The 15,499-nt window shown below is 61.9% G+C and carries 12 protein-coding genes; 3 read left to right on the forward strand and 9 right to left on the reverse strand.

Annotation, left to right across the window (positions count from 1 at the left end; translation table 11 throughout):
* Position 1 precedes the first annotated feature (1 nt).
* Together NPS58_RS24320 and NPS58_RS24325 are read right to left on the reverse strand one after the other, a co-directional pair.
* Positions 2-976 carry a FecR family protein gene (locus tag NPS58_RS24320; RefSeq protein WP_274117807.1) on the reverse strand — a complete coding sequence of 325 codons (975 nt, stop codon included), beginning with the start codon at positions 974-976 and terminating at the stop codon, positions 2-4.
* Positions 977-993: 17 nt separating this feature from the next.
* Complete coding sequence (locus NPS58_RS24325) at positions 994-1,482, reverse strand: RNA polymerase sigma factor (RefSeq protein ID WP_274117808.1); 489 nt, start codon at positions 1,480-1,482, stop codon at positions 994-996.
* Positions 1,483-2,129: 647 nt separating this feature from the next.
* Here NPS58_RS24325 and NPS58_RS24330 point away from each other — a divergent pair.
* The gene (locus tag NPS58_RS24330) at positions 2,130-3,293 is read left to right on the forward strand and encodes a type III PLP-dependent enzyme (RefSeq protein ID WP_027595561.1); all 1,164 of its coding nucleotides are present in this window, start codon (positions 2,130-2,132) and stop codon (positions 3,291-3,293) included.
* Between the two features lie 84 nt (positions 3,294-3,377).
* Here NPS58_RS24330 and NPS58_RS24335 read toward each other — a convergent pair whose 3' ends face one another.
* Positions 3,378-4,136, reverse strand: a complete 759-nt coding sequence (locus tag NPS58_RS24335; RefSeq protein ID WP_274117809.1) for a tetratricopeptide repeat protein — start codon at positions 4,134-4,136, stop codon at positions 3,378-3,380.
* A 3-nt stretch (positions 4,137-4,139) separates the two neighbouring features.
* On the reverse strand, positions 4,140-4,820 hold the full coding sequence (locus tag NPS58_RS24340; RefSeq protein ID WP_274117810.1) for a Fe2+-dependent dioxygenase: 681 nt from the start codon (positions 4,818-4,820) through the stop codon (positions 4,140-4,142).
* A 221-nt stretch (positions 4,821-5,041) separates the two neighbouring features.
* Between NPS58_RS24340 and NPS58_RS24345 the strand changes: the two genes are divergently transcribed.
* Positions 5,042-7,318, forward strand: coding sequence for a TonB-dependent receptor (locus NPS58_RS24345; protein ID WP_274117811.1), 2,277 nt, complete (start codon positions 5,042-5,044; stop codon positions 7,316-7,318).
* A 104-nt stretch (positions 7,319-7,422) separates the two neighbouring features.
* Entirely contained in the window at positions 7,423-9,975 is a 2,553-nt protein-coding gene (locus tag NPS58_RS24350) for a sulfite reductase flavoprotein subunit alpha (RefSeq protein ID WP_274117812.1), read from the forward strand.
* Positions 9,976-10,035: 60 nt separating this feature from the next.
* On the opposite strand, the gene NPS58_RS24355 is transcribed toward NPS58_RS24350, so the two are convergent.
* The 5 genes from NPS58_RS24355 to NPS58_RS24375 form a co-directional block, all read right to left on the reverse strand.
* Positions 10,036-10,827, reverse strand: a complete 792-nt coding sequence (locus NPS58_RS24355) for an amidohydrolase (RefSeq protein WP_274117813.1) — start codon at positions 10,825-10,827, stop codon at positions 10,036-10,038.
* The gene (locus tag NPS58_RS24360) at positions 10,815-11,963 is read right to left on the reverse strand and encodes a pyridoxal phosphate-dependent aminotransferase (protein WP_274117815.1); all 1,149 of its coding nucleotides are present in this window, start codon (positions 11,961-11,963) and stop codon (positions 10,815-10,817) included. The genes NPS58_RS24355 and NPS58_RS24360 overlap by 13 nt, the downstream gene beginning before the upstream one ends.
* Positions 11,964-12,113: 150 nt before the next feature.
* On the reverse strand, positions 12,114-13,577 hold the full coding sequence (gene der, locus NPS58_RS24365) for a ribosome biogenesis GTPase Der (protein WP_028942775.1): 1,464 nt from the start codon (positions 13,575-13,577) through the stop codon (positions 12,114-12,116).
* A gap of 116 nt (positions 13,578-13,693) precedes the next feature.
* On the reverse strand, positions 13,694-14,836 hold the full coding sequence (gene bamB, locus NPS58_RS24370; protein WP_274117816.1) for an outer membrane protein assembly factor BamB: 1,143 nt from the start codon (positions 14,834-14,836) through the stop codon (positions 13,694-13,696).
* Positions 14,837-15,478, reverse strand: a complete 642-nt coding sequence (locus NPS58_RS24375; protein WP_274117817.1) for a YfgM family protein — start codon at positions 15,476-15,478, stop codon at positions 14,837-14,839.
* Positions 15,479-15,499: the final 21 nt, after the last annotated feature.

Genomic DNA, 15,499 nt, shown 5'->3' on the forward strand with positions numbered 1-15,499 from the left:
TTTATTTTGCGATTATTTCGCTGGAGCCGTCGGCGTGGGTCTTGATGGCCACCGGCAAGATGCTCGGCAAGGCGCGCAGCAGGGCGTCGGTGTCGTCACTGCTGAAGGTGCTGCTCAGGCGCAGGGCAGCGATTCTGCCGGGCGCCACCCGCAGTGGTTGTTCACGGTAGCGCGATACTTCTTCGACCACTTCACTCAAGGGCGCATCATTGAACACCAGCTTGCCCTTGCGCCAGGCCGTGAGCGCGGCAGCATCCACTGCAAAAGGTTCGGCGACCTTGCCCCGGGCATCGATCTGCGAACCGAGCCCGGCGGTCAGCAGCGCATGGCTGGCGTCGCGCCCCTGGACCTTGACCGACCCCTGCTCGACCGCCACGCGGGTACGGGTCGGGTCCAGGCGCACATCAAAGCGGGTGCCGGTGACCGTCACCGTGCCGTTGCCGGTGCTGACCACAAAAGGTCGGCCGCTGTCATGGGCAACGCTGAACATCACCTCCCCGGCCTTCAGTTCGATTCGCCGTAGTCCGGCGCTGAAATCGACTGCCAGTTCGGTGCGCCCGTTGAGCTCCAGTTGCGAGCCATCCGGCAGGCTCAACTGGCGGCGCTCGCCAAGGGCGGTCTGCAACTGGTCCTGGAAATTGAGCTGATGCTGTTGCCAGCCGAACCAACCAAGCCCCACGGCTGCGACCGCGATTCCGGCAGCCAGTGCCTGCTGGAGCAATCGACGGCGCGGCAGCTGGCGAACCGGGTCGGCCTGGCACAACGCCTCGAGGCGCCCATGCGCAATCCCATCGACTGCGCCCCAGAGCCTGGCAAGCTGATCGTATTCATATTGATGCTGGGGGTGCTGCGCCAGCCAGGCCGCCAGTTGCGCCTGAAGGACGTGGTCCAGTGCGCCGTCGCAACGGCGGGCAAACCACCGCGCCGCCTGCTCGCGCACGGCTTCGTTGCCACACGGACACGCCTGCTGATTCATGAAAACATTCGCCTGACTCATCTCGTTGACACATCCAGGTGCTCACGCAGATGCCGGAGCGTGCGAATCATATACTTTTCGACCATGTTCTTGGTCAAGCCCATGCGCTCGGCGATCTCCGCCTGAGTCAGGCCTTCAAGCTTCTGCCAGATGAACACCCGCCGACAATTGAGCGGCAGTTGCGCAAGGGCGCGTTCGACACTGTCGGCAAGCTCGATGGCGTGCATGTAGGCCTCCGGGTCGCCATGGGCGTCGGTTCCGGATTCGAAGGCATCCTGCTCCAGTACCTGGCGCCGGTCCTCACGGCGATAGCCATCGACCGCAATATTGCGCGCGGTCTGGTGCAGGTAGGCGCGTGGCTGCTCGACCCCGGCCTGGTCATTTTCCAGCACCCGGACAAAGGCATCATGGGCCAGGTCCTCGGCTTGCTGGCGATTGCGCAACTTGCGCGTCCAGGTGCCGATCAGCTCATGGTAGTGGTCGAGAAAGCCTTTGTGTCGCGACACGATGCGGGGGTTACGCCAGGCAGTGAGGGATGGCGCGAATAGTAATGTTTCTTATTAAGTGCAGCAATCGAAGATCATTACCGCCGACGAAGTGTGCGGCGGTAAAAATGAGCGGGGCCGGGACGCGTGATACCGCCTGTCAGGGCGAAAAAAAATATGAACGGCTGCAGCTTTTCAGCACTGACCCCTCAGGTAGCAAAAAGCGTTTTTATGAGCCCCATCGGTGGCAAACTCCGGCGATCAGGCGGTGCACGGAGTGTTCTGCACACTCCCGGCAAGATCCGCGCGCATACGGGTATTTTTAACGCTTTTGTCATCAAATTGAACATCTACTGTTTACCTGGGTCCGTAGCCAGGTGACTGGCCGAAACGCGGCGACAGACGTGTGCAAAATCGCGACATTTTTTGTTGATCTTGAGCCCCTCAGGTCCTAAAGTTCGCGCCGAACGTCCATGCTGGAAACGATCCATCCGGCTCAAGTACTGACGACGAGACAGCAAGGTCACCCGTAGCCCGCTTCAACAGGCACGGTTGACCTTTTTGCTTTCGGCGACATGCCTTGGGAAGTAGGCGAACCAAAGTGGGGATACGGAGGGCGTTCAGTTGCAGCCACTTATTTTTTCAGTTTGCCCATGGAGTCCCTAAGCATGTCGATTCAGGTCGAAGACTACTTCGCGCGCGATACCTTTCAAAAAATGAAAGCCTTCGCCGACAAGCAAGAAACCCCGTTCGTACTCATCGACACCCAGATGATCAGCCAGGCCTACGACGACCTGCGCGCGGGTTTTGAATTCGCCAAGGTCTACTACGCGGTCAAGGCCAACCCTGCCGTCGAGATCATCGACCTGCTCAAGGAAAAGGGCTCGAGCTTCGACATCGCCTCGATCTACGAGTTGGACAAGGTCATGGACCGTGGCGTGAGCGCCGATCGCATCAGCTACGGCAACACCATCAAGAAATCCAAGGACATCCGCTACTTCTACGAGAAGGGCGTGCGTCTGTATGCCACCGACTCCGAAGCCGACCTGCGCAACATCGCCAAGGCCGCGCCGGGCTCGAAAGTCTACGTGCGTATCCTCACCGAAGGCTCGACCACTGCCGACTGGCCGCTGTCGCGCAAATTCGGCTGCCAGACCGACATGGCCATGGACCTGCTGATCCTGGCCCGCGACCTGGGCCTGGTGCCATACGGCATCTCCTTCCACGTCGGCTCCCAGCAGCGCGACATCAGCGTCTGGGACGCGGCCATTGCCAAGGTCAAGGTGATCTTCGAGCGCCTGAAGGAAGAAGACGGCATCGAACTGAAACTGATCAACATGGGTGGCGGCTTCCCGGCCAACTACATCACCCGTACCAACAGCCTGGAAACCTACGCCGAAGAAATCATCCGTTTCCTCAAGGAAGACTTTGGTGACGACCTGCCGGAAATCATCCTCGAGCCAGGCCGTTCGCTGATCGCCAACGCCGGCATCCTGGTCAGTGAAGTGGTGCTGGTGGCGCGCAAGTCGCGTACCGCTGTCGAGCGCTGGGTCTACACCGACGTGGGCAAGTTCTCCGGCCTGATCGAAACCATGGACGAGTCGATCAAGTTCCCGATCTGGACCGAGAAAAAAGGCGAGATGGAAGAAGTGGTGATTGCAGGCCCGACCTGCGACAGCGCCGACATCATGTACGAGCACTACAAATATGGCCTGCCGCTGAACCTGGCCATCGGTGACCGCCTGTACTGGCTGTCGACCGGCGCCTACACCACCAGCTACAGCGCAGTGGAATTCAATGGCTTCCCGCCGCTGAAAGCCTACTACCTGTAAGTGCTGTATCGGGCTGCTCCGCAGCCCGACGCGGGGCCGGCCTGTACCTGTAGGCAATCAGGTACAGGCCGGCCCCGCTTGCATTCAGGCCAACGCTTCGAGCTGCGCCAGCCGCGCCCGGTAGTCCACTGCCAGGGCGCGGATCTCAGACTGTGCGGCCTGCTCCAGCGCAGGGCCCGCTACCCTCAGGAAATTCACATTGCCACTCACCAGTGCCCGCTGCAGCCACGCCAGCGCGTCGTGCGTGCGCCCTTGTGCTGCCAGAACACCTGCATGGCTGAACTGCCCGCGAAAGTCCCCCGCTTCGGCCGAGCGCTGGTACCACCGCTGCGCACCCGCCACATCCAGTGGGCAATGCAGCCCCTCCTCCAGGTAACGCCCCAGCAGGTTCATTGACTTGGCGTGCCCAAGCTCGGCCGCCTGCCGGTAACAGGCCAGCGCGGCCAGATTGTCCTTGCCCACGCCGCGCCCGGTAGCCAGCAGGTTGGCGTAGTTGTAAAGGCCCCAATCCAGACCGGCCTGGGCCGCCTGGCGATAGTGGCGCGCCGCCTCGACCTGGTCCACGTCCCCGCCCCAGCCATGCTCCAGGCACCGACCGAGCATGTTGGTGGCCATGGCATTCCCGCCGCTGGCCGCGATAGCGAACCAGCGGCGCGCCAGGGCCGGGTCTTTCTCGATACCGCGACCATCCAGCAGGATCTGCCCCAGCAACAACTGGGCCTCGACGAGGCCCTGCCCGGCCGCCGCCAGCAATGCCTGCGCCGCCTTGGCGGGGCTGTGCCGGAGCATCTGGGCAAACTGTTCGCTGTCCAGTTCCTGGCGGTTTCGCAACTCGAATGGCATGACTCAGACCTCGACCCAGCGACGCAACAGGTTGTGATAGGTCCCGGTCAGCTGGATCAATGCCGGGTGATCGGGCATGTCGGCCGTGAGCTGCAGGATGGCGTTGTCCATCTCGAACAGCAAGGTGCGCTGGCTGTCTTCGCGCACCAGGCTCTGGGTCCAGAAGAACGCCGCGTAGCGCGCGCCACGGGTCACCGGATTGACCTTGTGCAGACTGGTGCCCGGGTACAGCACCAGGTCTCCTGCTGCCAGTTTCACTTGTTGCACGCCATAGGTGTCCTGGATCACCAGCTCGCCGCCGTCATAGTCCTCGGGATTGCTCAGGAACAGCGTGGAGGAAAGATCGGTGCGCACCCGCTCGTGACTGCCACGGGGCTGGCGCAGGGCATTGTCGATGTGAAAACCGAAATTGCCACCTTCACGGTAGCAGTTGATCAACGGCGCAAAGACCTTGTGCGGCAGGGCTGCCGACATGAACTGCGGGTGCTGCCACAGGCGCTCGATCAGCGCGGTGCCGATTTCCTTGGCCAGCGGGTGGCCTTCGGGCAACTGCAGGTTGTGCTTGGCCTTGGCCGACTGGTAGCCCGCTGTGATCTTGCCGTCGGCCCACTCGGTCTGCTCCAGTGCCTCACGGATACGCTGGACTTCCTCGGTGGAGAACAGCCCGGAAATGTGTAGCAGCATGGCGCAGGCACCTGAAAGCGGAAAAGGCGCCAATGATATTTATTCCCATTGACTAACTACAAGCCCTTTCGGCGTGTAGGGACGTTTCAGCTGCTGAAAACCGTCAGACACAAATTGTAAAGAATGTAAATTTCCTACGAATAGCAATCCCTCTCAATTGTTACTCATATTTGTTTACATTATATTTCGCGGCCTGAATTTTCCGGGGAAGGGGAACACCAATGCCGCGTCACTATGTGCCAACCGCTGTCAGTTCACCACGCTTGCTCGCCTCCGCCATTGGCGTAGCCCTTACCGCCACTTCTGCCGGCCACATGGCCTACGCTGCCGAAGAAGCGCCTGCCAAGAACGGCGCCATCGCCCTGGACGCGACCAGCGTCACCGGCGAAGCGCAAGAGAGCACTGATTACAAGGTTGAACGCGCGTCGTCACAGAAGTACACCGCGCCACTGGTGGACACCCCTCGCTCGATCACCGTCATCCCACAGCAAGTGCTCAAGGACACCGGCGCTGTTTCGCTGCAGGACGCCCTGCGCACGGTGCCTGGCGTGACTTTTGGTGCAGGCGAAGGCGGCAACCCTCAAGGTGACCGCCCGTTCATTCGTGGCTTCGATGCCCAGGGTGATACGTTCCTCGATGGCGTACGCGATACCGGTGCGCAAACCCGTGAAATCTTCGCCGTAGAATCCATCGAAGTGAGTAAGGGGCCAAACTCCGCCATCGGCGGCCGCGGTGCGGCGGGCGGTAGCCTCAACCTGGTGAGCAAAGCGCCGAAACAGGCCGACTTCCTCAACGGCGGCTTCACCTATGGTTCCGACCAGACCCGTCGCTACACCCTGGATGTGAACCGCCAGTTTCTCGACAGCGCCGCGTTCCGCCTGAACCTGATGAGCCACGAGCAGAATGTGGCAGGTCGCGATTCGATCAACTACGACCGTTGGGGTGTCGCCCCCTCGCTGACGTTTGGTCTGGGAACACCCACCCGCGTCAACCTCAACTACTACCATATGGAAAGCAACGACCTCCCGGATTCGGGCATCCCTTATGGCTACAAACTGGCCGGCGCGACCGCCCCGCACGATCACGACAAGCCGACCGACGGCGGTGACAGCAGCAACTTCTACGGCCTGAAGGGGCGCGATTTCCGCGAGACCCGTGCGGATATCAGCACCATTTCCATCGAGCACGACCTCAACGACTCGATGACCATCAAGAACACCTTGCGTCACGGCAGCACCAGCCAGGATTACGTGCTGACCCAACCGGACGACAGTGCCCACAACGTCAGTCAGTTCGGTACTGTCTGGCGACGTGCCAACTCCCGTATCAGCAATACCTCCACCACCACCAACCAGACCGACCTGTTTGGTGAATTCCAGGCACTGGGCTTCAAGCACAGCTACTCGACCGGCGTCGAGTTCACCCGTGAAGACACCATGGTCAGCGGCTACACCGTCACGCCGAACACCAAGCTGACCTGCAACCCAGGCACCTTACCGACCTGCACATCGCTGTCCAACCCGAATCCGAACGATCCATGGACCGGCTCGGTGGAGCGCAACTACGCCAGTGTGACCGACACCGAGTCCACCACCCGGGCCGCCTATGTGTTTGACACGATCGAACTCGATCCGCAGTGGCTGCTGAACCTGGGCACTCGCTATGATTCGTTCAAGACCGAAGCCGACAGCTCCACTACCGGCGAAGCCAGTAACAACTCGCACTTCTGGAGCTGGCAGGCAGGCCTGGTCTGGAAACCTGCGGATAACGGCAGTATCTATGCATCCTTCGCCACATCGGCTACCCCGCCAGGTGGCGTGACGGATGGCGTCGATACCAACCCGAACACCCCAGGCAACAGCACCCTGGTCAGCGACCTGGAGCCGGAAACCACCAAAAACTACGAACTGGGCACCAAGTGGGACCTGTTCCACGAACGCCTGTCGTTGACCGCGGCCATTTTCCGCACCGAGAAAGAGAACACCCGCGTCCTGGTAGCCAACAACACCTACGAGAACTCTGGCACCACGCGTGTCGACGGTATCGAACTGGGTGCCAGCGGCAAGCTGACCGACAAGTGGCAAGTGTTTGCAGGCTACAGCTATCTCAAGAGCGAAGCCGTCGATCCGGGTGAAGCTGGCAATCGTAACGGTCAGTTGACCGGTGGTGTGAACCCGGCAAAAGGTAACGAACTGCCGAACACACCGAAAAACAGCTTCACCCTGTGGTCGACCTACAACGTGACCGACAAACTCACCCTGGGTGGTGGCGCGTTCTATGTCGACGATGTCTGGGGTGACCTGAACAACACCGTCTACGTACCGTCCTATGTACGCTACGACGCCATGGCCAGCTACAAGCTGACCAAGAACGTCGACCTGCAGCTGAACGTGCAGAACCTGACCGACGAGACCTACTACGACAAGGCCTACAGCGCGCACTTCGCCAACCAGGCAGCCGGGCGCACCGCCCTGCTGACCACCAGCGTCCACTTCTAAGCACGCTGGCTGGCAAGCCCCGTTCACTTAGGTGACCGGGGCTTTCGTGTATCAGGGCATAATGCGCGTCGCATTCGCATTTGCGACAAAACAAGGTGATTGATGTGGTGAAGAAATCCCTGTTCCAACTGCACTGGTTCTTTGGAATCACCGCAGGCCTGGTGCTGGCACTTATGGGCATTACCGGAGCCATCTGGTCGTTCCAGGATGAACTGTTGCGCGCCTTCAACCCGGATGTACTCAAGGTAGAGGTCCGCCAGGAAGGCGTGCTGCCACCGGCAGAGCTGGTGCGCCGGATCGAGACCGAGCAAGGTGACAAGGTCGCCATGCTCTGGGTCGATGTACGCAACGACAACGCTGCACGCGTGTTCTTCACCCCTCCTCCCGGCGAACGCCGCGGCCTGATGCGCTACGCCGACCCTTACACCGGCAAGTTGCAGGGCGATGTTGCGGGCCAGGGCTTCTTCGACCTGATGCTGCAACTGCACCGATTCCTGGCCATGGGCGACACCGGCCGGCAAATCACCGGTGCGTGTACGCTGATGCTGATTTTCTTCTGCCTCTCGGGCCTGTACCTGCGCTGGCCGCGCAAGGCGCTGAACTGGCGCACCTGGCTGACCCTGGACTGGGCCAAGAAAGGTCGGGCGTTCAACTGGGACCTGCATGCGGTGGCCGGTACCTGGTGCCTGCTGTTCTATCTGTTGTTCGCCCTCACCGGCCTGTTCTGGTCGTACGAGTGGTACCGCGAAGGCCTCAACAAACTGCTGGCCGACCAGCCCGCCGCCGGCGAGCAGCGCAAGCGTGGCGAAGGGCGCGGCCGCCCCGGTGGCGCGCCAGCCAAGGATGCCAAGCCGCTGGTGGTCGACTACGACGCTATCTGGACCAGCCTGCAGACCGCCGCAGGCCCGGGCCTCGTGGCCTACAACCTGCGCCTGCCACCGGCGGGCGGGCAGCCGGCAACGCTGTTCTACCTGCTTGATAGTGCCGAGCACGAGCGCGCGTTCAATACCCTGACCCTCGATCCTGCCACCGGCCAGGTGAACAAGCTTGATCGCTACACCGACAAGTCGTTCAAGGCGCAGTTGCTCGCCAGCGTCTACGCCTTGCACGTCGGCAGCTACTTCGGCCTGACCGGTCGCATCATCGTGACCATCGCCAGCCTGACCATGCCGTTGTTCTTCATCACCGGCTGGCTGTTGTACCTTGACCGTCGGCGCAAGAAGCGCCAGGTGCGCGCTGCCCGCAGCGGTCTTGTCGCTTCGAGTGATTCGGCCAAAGGCTGGCTGGTGGGTTTTGCCAGCCAGAGCGGCTTTGCCGAACAACTGGCCTGGCAGAGTGCCAGCCAATTGCAGGCGGCCGGGTTGCCGGTACAAGTTCGCCCCCTGGGCGAGCTGACTGAGCAGGACCTCAACCGTGCTGAACGCGCGGTGTTCGTGGTCAGTACCTTCGGCGACGGCGAAGCGCCTGACAGCGCCCGCGGCTTCGAGCGCAAGGTGCTTGGCCAACCCTGGGCCCTGAACAACCTCAACTACGCCCTGCTCGCCCTGGGTGATCGCCAGTACCCGCACTTCTGCGGCTTTGCCCGTCGCTTGCAAGCCTGGCTTTCAGAGCGTGGTGCAACCAGCGCGTTCGCCTCGGTGGAAGTCGACAGCGCCGACCCGGCTGCGCTGCAGCAATGGCAACAGCAACTGGCGCAACTGACTGGCAGCAAGCCACCGGCCGCGTGGAAGGCCCCGGAGTTTGCCAACTGGACCCTGGTGCACCGGGAGCACATGAACCCGGGCAGCCAGGGTTCGGCCGTTTATCTGCTGGGACTCATGCCCGAGCAGCCAGAACGCTGGGAAGCCGGCGACCTGGTGGAAATCCTGGCTCGCAACAGCAGCAATAGCCTGGAGCAGTTCCTGCGCGGCCTCGGGCTTGACGGCAATGCGCGTGTCCAGGTCGAAGGCCTGCAGGAAACCCTCGTCCAGGCCCTGGGCAGCCGCCAGTTGCCCAAGAGCCGTGAGCACCTGGTCGGCCTGCACGCTCAGGCATTGGTCGATGCGCTGATTCCACTGGCGGCGCGGGAGTACTCGATTGCCTCCATTGCCAGCGATGGCGTACTGGAGCTGATCGTGCGCCAGGAGCGTCATCCCGATGGCAGCCTGGGACTTGGCTCCGGCTGGCTGACCGAGCACCTGGCGCTGGGCAACAGCGTCAGCCTGCGCCTGCGTCGCAACAGTGGCTTCCATCTGCCGGCACCGACAACGCCGATGATCCTCATCGGCAACGGCACCGGCATCGCCGGGCTGCGCAGCCTGCTCAAGGGACGGATTACGGCGAGCGAGCAGCGCAACTGGTTGCTGTTCGGTGAACGCAACCGGGCCCACGACTATCTGTGCGGCGATGAACTGCAGCGCTGGCGGGACAGTGGCGACCTGGCGTGCCTGGACCTGGCGTTCTCACGGGATCAGGCCCACAAGGTCTATGTACAGGACTGCTTGCGTGAGCAGGCCGCGCAACTGCGCCGCTGGCTTGATGACGGCGCCTCGATCTATATCTGTGGCAGCCTGCAAGGCATGGCCAGTGGTGTAGATAAGGTGCTCAACGAGGTGCTCGGGGAGGAAGAAGTGCAACGCTTGATCGAGCTTGGGCGTTATCGGCGGGATGTGTATTGAGGCCATCGCGGGGCAAGCCCGCTCCTATAGAAGTAGGAGCGGGCTTGCCCCGCGAAGGTTTCAATGCAGGTCGAAGGTATCGGCATCCAGGTTGGCCGGGAACCGCGTGCGGTACGCCGCCAGGTCAGCTGCGCTCAACACGGCCGTGAACACCCCGTCCGCCTCTCCTGCACTGAGCAGGCTCTCACCCTGGAAGTCCAGCACCTGGCTGTCGCCGGTATAGGCGAAGCCCTTGCCGTCCGTACCTACTCGGTTCACCGCGGCCACATAGCACAGGTTCTCGATGCCCCGTGCCGGCAATAGGCGATTCCAGTGCTGGCGACGAGCTGCGGGCCAGTTCGCGGTATACAGCAGTAGGTCGGTGTCCTGGGCGTCGCGGCTCCACACCGGGAAGCGCAGGTCGTAGCAGATCAGCGGACGCACCCGCCAACCCTTGATTTCGAACTGCACCTGGCGCTCGCCGGGGGTGTAGTGCTTGTGTTCGCCGGCCATGCGGAACAGATGGCGCTTGTCGTAGAACAGGATCTCGCCGTCAGGGCGCGCCCATAGCAGGCGGTTGCGATGGCTGCCATCGGCAGCCTGGATGATCACGCTGCCAGTGACCACTGCATCCAGCTTCTTGGCCTGGCTCTTGAGCCACTTGTAGGTGGGGCCGTTTTCCGGCTCGGCCAGGGTTTCGGAATCCATCGAAAAGCCGGTGGTGAACATCTCCGGCAGGATGATCAGATCGGAACCTCGGGCCTGCTCCAGCAAGCTCTCGAAATGCTCGTAGTTGGCCAGGCGGTCCTGCCAGGCCAGGGTTGTCTGCACCAGGGCCACTTTCAGGTTGGGCAGTTCACTCAGATCGCGCATAGCTTCTCCGCTGCCTGACGCAGCGTCTCCTCGCGTTTTGCAAAGCACAGACGCACAAAGCGCTGCTCGGGGATGGGTTGCTGGTAGAACACCGACACCGGGATAGTTGCCACACCGTGTTCGCGGGTCAGCCACAGCGACATCTCTACGTCGTTCAGGTCCGGGCGGATCGCTGAGTAGTCGACCAGTTGAAAATAGGTCCCGGCGGTACGGGTAAAGGTAAAGCGCGAGGGCTCCAGCAGGTCGCAGAACAGGTCGCGCTTGGCCTGGTAGAACGCCGGCAGTTCCTCGACATGCTCGGGGTGCGCGGCCATGAAATCGGCCAGGGCCCATTGCAACGGGGTCACGCCGCAGAAATTGACATACTGGTGGACCTTGCGCAGCTCCGCGCTCAACGCGGGCGGGGCCACCACGTAGCCAGTTTTCCAGCCGGTGACGTGGTAGGTCTTGCCGAACGAGCTGACCACAAAGGCACGCTGGTACAGCGCCTCGATCGCCAACACGCTGGCGTGCTGCACGCCATCGAACACCAGGTGCTCATAGACCTCGTCGCTGACCAGGTAGATGTCCCGATCGGCTATCAACAGCGCCAGCTTTTCCAGGTCGTCACGACTGATCAGTGCACCGCTGGGGTTGTGCGGTGAATTGAGGATAATCATCCGCGTGCGCGGGCTCAGGGCGTCGGCAAGCTTCTGCCAGTCGATCCTGAAGTCACCGTCGCTCAATTGCACATGCACGCAGCGGCCACCGGCCAGCTCGACCGACGGCTCGTAGCTGTCGTAGCTGGGGTCGAAGACAATCACTTCGTCACCAGCGCGGATTACCGCGTGGATGGCACAGAAGATCGCTTCGGTGGCACCGGGGGTGATGGTGATCTCTTGCTCGGCATCGACACTCACGCCATAGCTGCGGGCAATCTTGGCCGCGACCTGCTGGCGCAACGCGGGCAAGCCGGTCATCGGGCAATACTGGTTGTGGCCGGCGCTTATAGCGCGGCCTGCTGCATCGAGCAGGGCCTGGGGACCATTGAAATCGGGAAAACCCTGGGACAGGTTCAAGGCGCCGGTTTGTGCGGCGAGCTGGGACATGGTGGTAAAGATGGTCGTGCCGACGTTCGGCAACTTGCTGCTGATCATGGAGCCCTCTTTCCTGCGAATCAATCCGGCTCGAGGCGGCGCGGTCAGAGACCGAGCATAGCGGATTGAGTGGTCAGGAAAAAGGTTGTAACAGTCGCAGGGCAAGCCCGCTCCCACCGTCTGCAGGAGCGGGCTTGCCCCGCGATGCTTTCAGCGTTTGTCTTTACGCTTCTTCTCGGCTTTCTTGTGGTGCGACATCAAGCGACGCTTCTTGTTGACCTGGCGGTCGGTCAAGGTGTTCTTGTTGCCTTCGTACGGGTTGTCGCTGCCCTTGTACTCGATGCGGATCGGCGTACCGACCAGCTTCAGCACCCGGCGGTAGGTGTTTTCCAGGTAGCGCGAGTAAGACTTGGGTACCTTCTCGACCTGGTTGCCGTGGATCACGATGATCGGCGGGTTGGCACCACCCAGGTGGGCATAGCGCAGCTTGATCCGGCGGCTGTTGACCATCGGTGGCTGGTGCTCGCTGACCGCGTCTTCGAGGATCTGGGTCAGGCGGCTGGTCGGCCAGCGGGTGACCGCCGACTTGAACGAGTTCTGCACCGACTGGTACAGGTTGCCCACGCCAGTGCCGTGCAGCGCCGAGATGAAGTGGATGTCGGCGAAGTCGACGAAGAACAACCGGCGCTCAAGCTCGGTCTTCACGTAGTCGCGCTCGCTGGGTTGCATGCCATCCCACTTGTTCAGGGCGATGACGATGGCGCGACCGGCTTCCAGGGCAAAGCCCAGCAGGTTCAGGTCATGGTCAACCACGCCTTCACGGGCGTCCATGACAAAGATCACCACGTTGGCGTCCTTGATTGCCTGCAGGGTTTTCACCACCGAGAATTTTTCGACTTCTTCGTGGATCTTGCCGCGCTTGCGCACACCGGCGGTGTCGATCAGCGTGTACTTCTCTTCGTTGCGCTCGAAGGGAATGTAGATGCTGTCGCGGGTGGTGCCGGGCTGGTCGTAGACGATAACCCGGTCTTCACCGAGCATGCGGTTGACCAGGGTCGACTTGCCCACGTTCGGACGGCCGATGATGGCGATCTTGATGCCATCTTTCTCGCTGGGGCCAGGGATACGCACCGCTTCCTCGCCTTCGGCGACGTTGGTGTCGATCTCTTCCTCTTCCTTGTCGCGCGGAAACTCGCTCAACACTGCTTCGAGCAGGTTGTTGACCCCGCGGCCCTGGGCGCCGGCGACGCCAATGGCGTTGCCCATGCCCAATGGCGAGAACTCGGCGATGGCCATTTGCGGATCGATGTTGTCGATCTTGTTGGCGACCAGGAACGAGCGCTTGTTACGCTTGCGCAGGTGCTCGGAAATCATCTGGTCGGCAGCGGTGAGGCCTGCGCGCGCGTCCACCAGGAACAGCACCACATCAGCTTCTTCAATGGCCAGCAGCGACTGCTCGGCCATTTTTTCGTCCATGCCGTGCTCGTCACCGGAAATACCACCAGTGTCGACCAGGATGTACGAACGGCCTTGCCAGCGCGCTTCACCGTACTGACGGTCACGGGTCAGCCCGGACAGGTCGCCGACGATAGCGTCGCGGGTCCTGGTCAGGCGGTTGAACATGGTGGATTTGCCGACGTTCGGTCGGCCCACCAGGGCGATTACGGGAACCATGCGGCTCTCCACTTCATAAATTCAAAAAATACAAAGGCCGCTGCACTGCAGCGGCCGGAGTTCGGGCGGCACCCGAAGTGCCGCAGCCCGAGGCCTGCAAGGCCTCAAGCATAGCCTCAGCGGATGGTCAGCGCCTCGAGCTTGCCGCTGTTGCCGTACACATAGATGGTGTCACCCACCACCAGCGGACGGGCGCGCAGGCCATCGCTGTCGATACGCTCACGACCGACGAAGCGACCGTCGACCTGGCTGAGCAGGTGCAGGTAGCCTTCCAGGTCACCTACTGCAACATAGCTTGAGAACACTTCCGGCGCCGACAGCTGGCGACGGGCCAGCGAGTCGTTGCTCCACAACGCGCTGGTCGAACGCTCGTCGATGCCTTCTACGGTACCCGAAGCCAGGCTCACGTAGACGTTACCAAAACCCTGGGCCACGCCAGCGTAGCTGGACGCATCGCGCTGCCACATCACCCGGCCGCTTTCCAGGTCCAGAGCGGCGACCCGGCCCTGGTAACTGGCCACATACAGTGTGCCACCCGACAGCAGCAAGCCACCGTCGATATCGACAACGCGATCAAGCTCGGAGCGCCCTTGCGGGATGGCGACGCGCTGTTCCCAGACCGGTACGCCGTTCTGGGTATCCAGGGCGATGACCTTGCCGGTCGACAGGCCAGCGATGGCCAGGCGATTGGTCACGATCGGCGCGCCGGTACCACGCAGGGTCAGTACCGCCGGGGTGCTCTCGTAGATCCAGCGACGGTCACCGGTGCTGGCATCCAGGCCAATCACACGGTCGTCCTGGGTCTGTACCACCACCACGTCACCGTTGGTGGCAGGCGGTGCCAGTACTTCACTGGTAACGCGCGAACGCCAACGCTGTTCACCGGTGCTGGCATCCAGGGCAATGACTTCACCCTTGAGGGTGCCGAGCATGACCATGCCGTAGCCCACGCCAACGGCGCCGGAAACAGGCAGCTCGAGGTCTTTTTTCCAGGCCACGTCGCCAGTGTTGCGATCCAGGGCCATCACCACGCCGCTGACATCGGCGGCGTAGATGCGGTCGTTCTCGATCGCCGGGACCAGCATGTTGAAGGTTTCGCCCTGACCGTCACCGATCGAGCGACTCCACTGCTTCTTCAGGACCACCTCTTCGGTGAAACTGGTGAGCTCAGCCGGAGGCAATTCCTTTTTGCTGTTGCTGCTGCAACCCACGGCCAGGAGGGCCAGGGTCAGCACTGCTGCATGTTTCCAACCGATCACTTACGCATCCCCTTTGGCCAGGTCGTCGAGCTTGAGTTGCAGGCCACCGATCGCAGCGTCATCAGACAGCGCGGCCTTGGCTTTTTCGTAAGCGGTATGCGCATCGGCAGTACGGCCCAGCTGCACCAGCAGGTCGCCCTTGAGCTCTTCACGGCTGGCCAGAAACGCCTTGTCAGCGTCGCCTTCAAGCAGTTTCAGGGCATCATCGACCTTGCCCTGGGCAGCCAGGACGCGGGCCAGGCGCTGACGGGCGATTTCGCCCAGGGTCGCGTCGGCCGGCTTGTCCATCACCGACTTGAGTTCGGCAGCGGCATCATCCAGCTTGCCAGCCTCGACCGCGACCTTGGCCACGAACAGGCTGCCGTACTGGGCATAAGCGGTGCCGCCAAACTCGTTCTTGAGCTTGCCCGACAACTCGGCGACCTTGGCCGCATCCGGCTCGCCGCTCGGCGTCAGGGTGGTTTCCAGCAGGGCCTGATAGAGGTTCGAGGCGCCTTGCGACTGGTTGCCCTGGTACTTCTGGAAGGCTTGCCAGCCAAACACTATCACCAGTGCCAGCAGGCCGCCGGTTACCAGTGGCTTGCCGTTACGCTGCCACCAGTCCTTGAATGCCGCCAGCTGTTCATCATCGGTACTCGACACCCCAATACTCCTTTTCACCAA

The organism is Pseudomonas putida (genome assembly GCF_028682455.1).
GTDB lineage: Bacteria > Pseudomonadota > Gammaproteobacteria > Pseudomonadales > Pseudomonadaceae > Aquipseudomonas > Aquipseudomonas putida_AA.

Coding starts and splice junctions, on each gene's coding strand:
- NPS58_RS24320 (WP_274117807.1), bottom strand. CDS start 976: ATGAATCAGCAGGCGTGTCCGTGTGGCAACGAAGCCGTGCGCGAGCAG.
- NPS58_RS24330 (WP_027595561.1), top strand. CDS start 2,130: ATGTCGATTCAGGTCGAAGACTACTTCGCGCGCGATACCTTTCAAAAA.
- NPS58_RS24335 (WP_274117809.1), bottom strand. CDS start 4,136: ATGCCATTCGAGTTGCGAAACCGCCAGGAACTGGACAGCGAACAGTTT.
- NPS58_RS24340 (WP_274117810.1), bottom strand. CDS start 4,820: ATGCTGCTACACATTTCCGGGCTGTTCTCCACCGAGGAAGTCCAGCGT.
- NPS58_RS24345 (WP_274117811.1), top strand. CDS start 5,042: ATGCCGCGTCACTATGTGCCAACCGCTGTCAGTTCACCACGCTTGCTC.
- NPS58_RS24355 (WP_274117813.1), bottom strand. CDS start 10,827: ATGCGCGATCTGAGTGAACTGCCCAACCTGAAAGTGGCCCTGGTGCAG.
- NPS58_RS24360 (WP_274117815.1), bottom strand. CDS start 11,963: ATGATCAGCAGCAAGTTGCCGAACGTCGGCACGACCATCTTTACCACC.
- der (WP_028942775.1), bottom strand. CDS start 13,577: ATGGTTCCCGTAATCGCCCTGGTGGGCCGACCGAACGTCGGCAAATCC.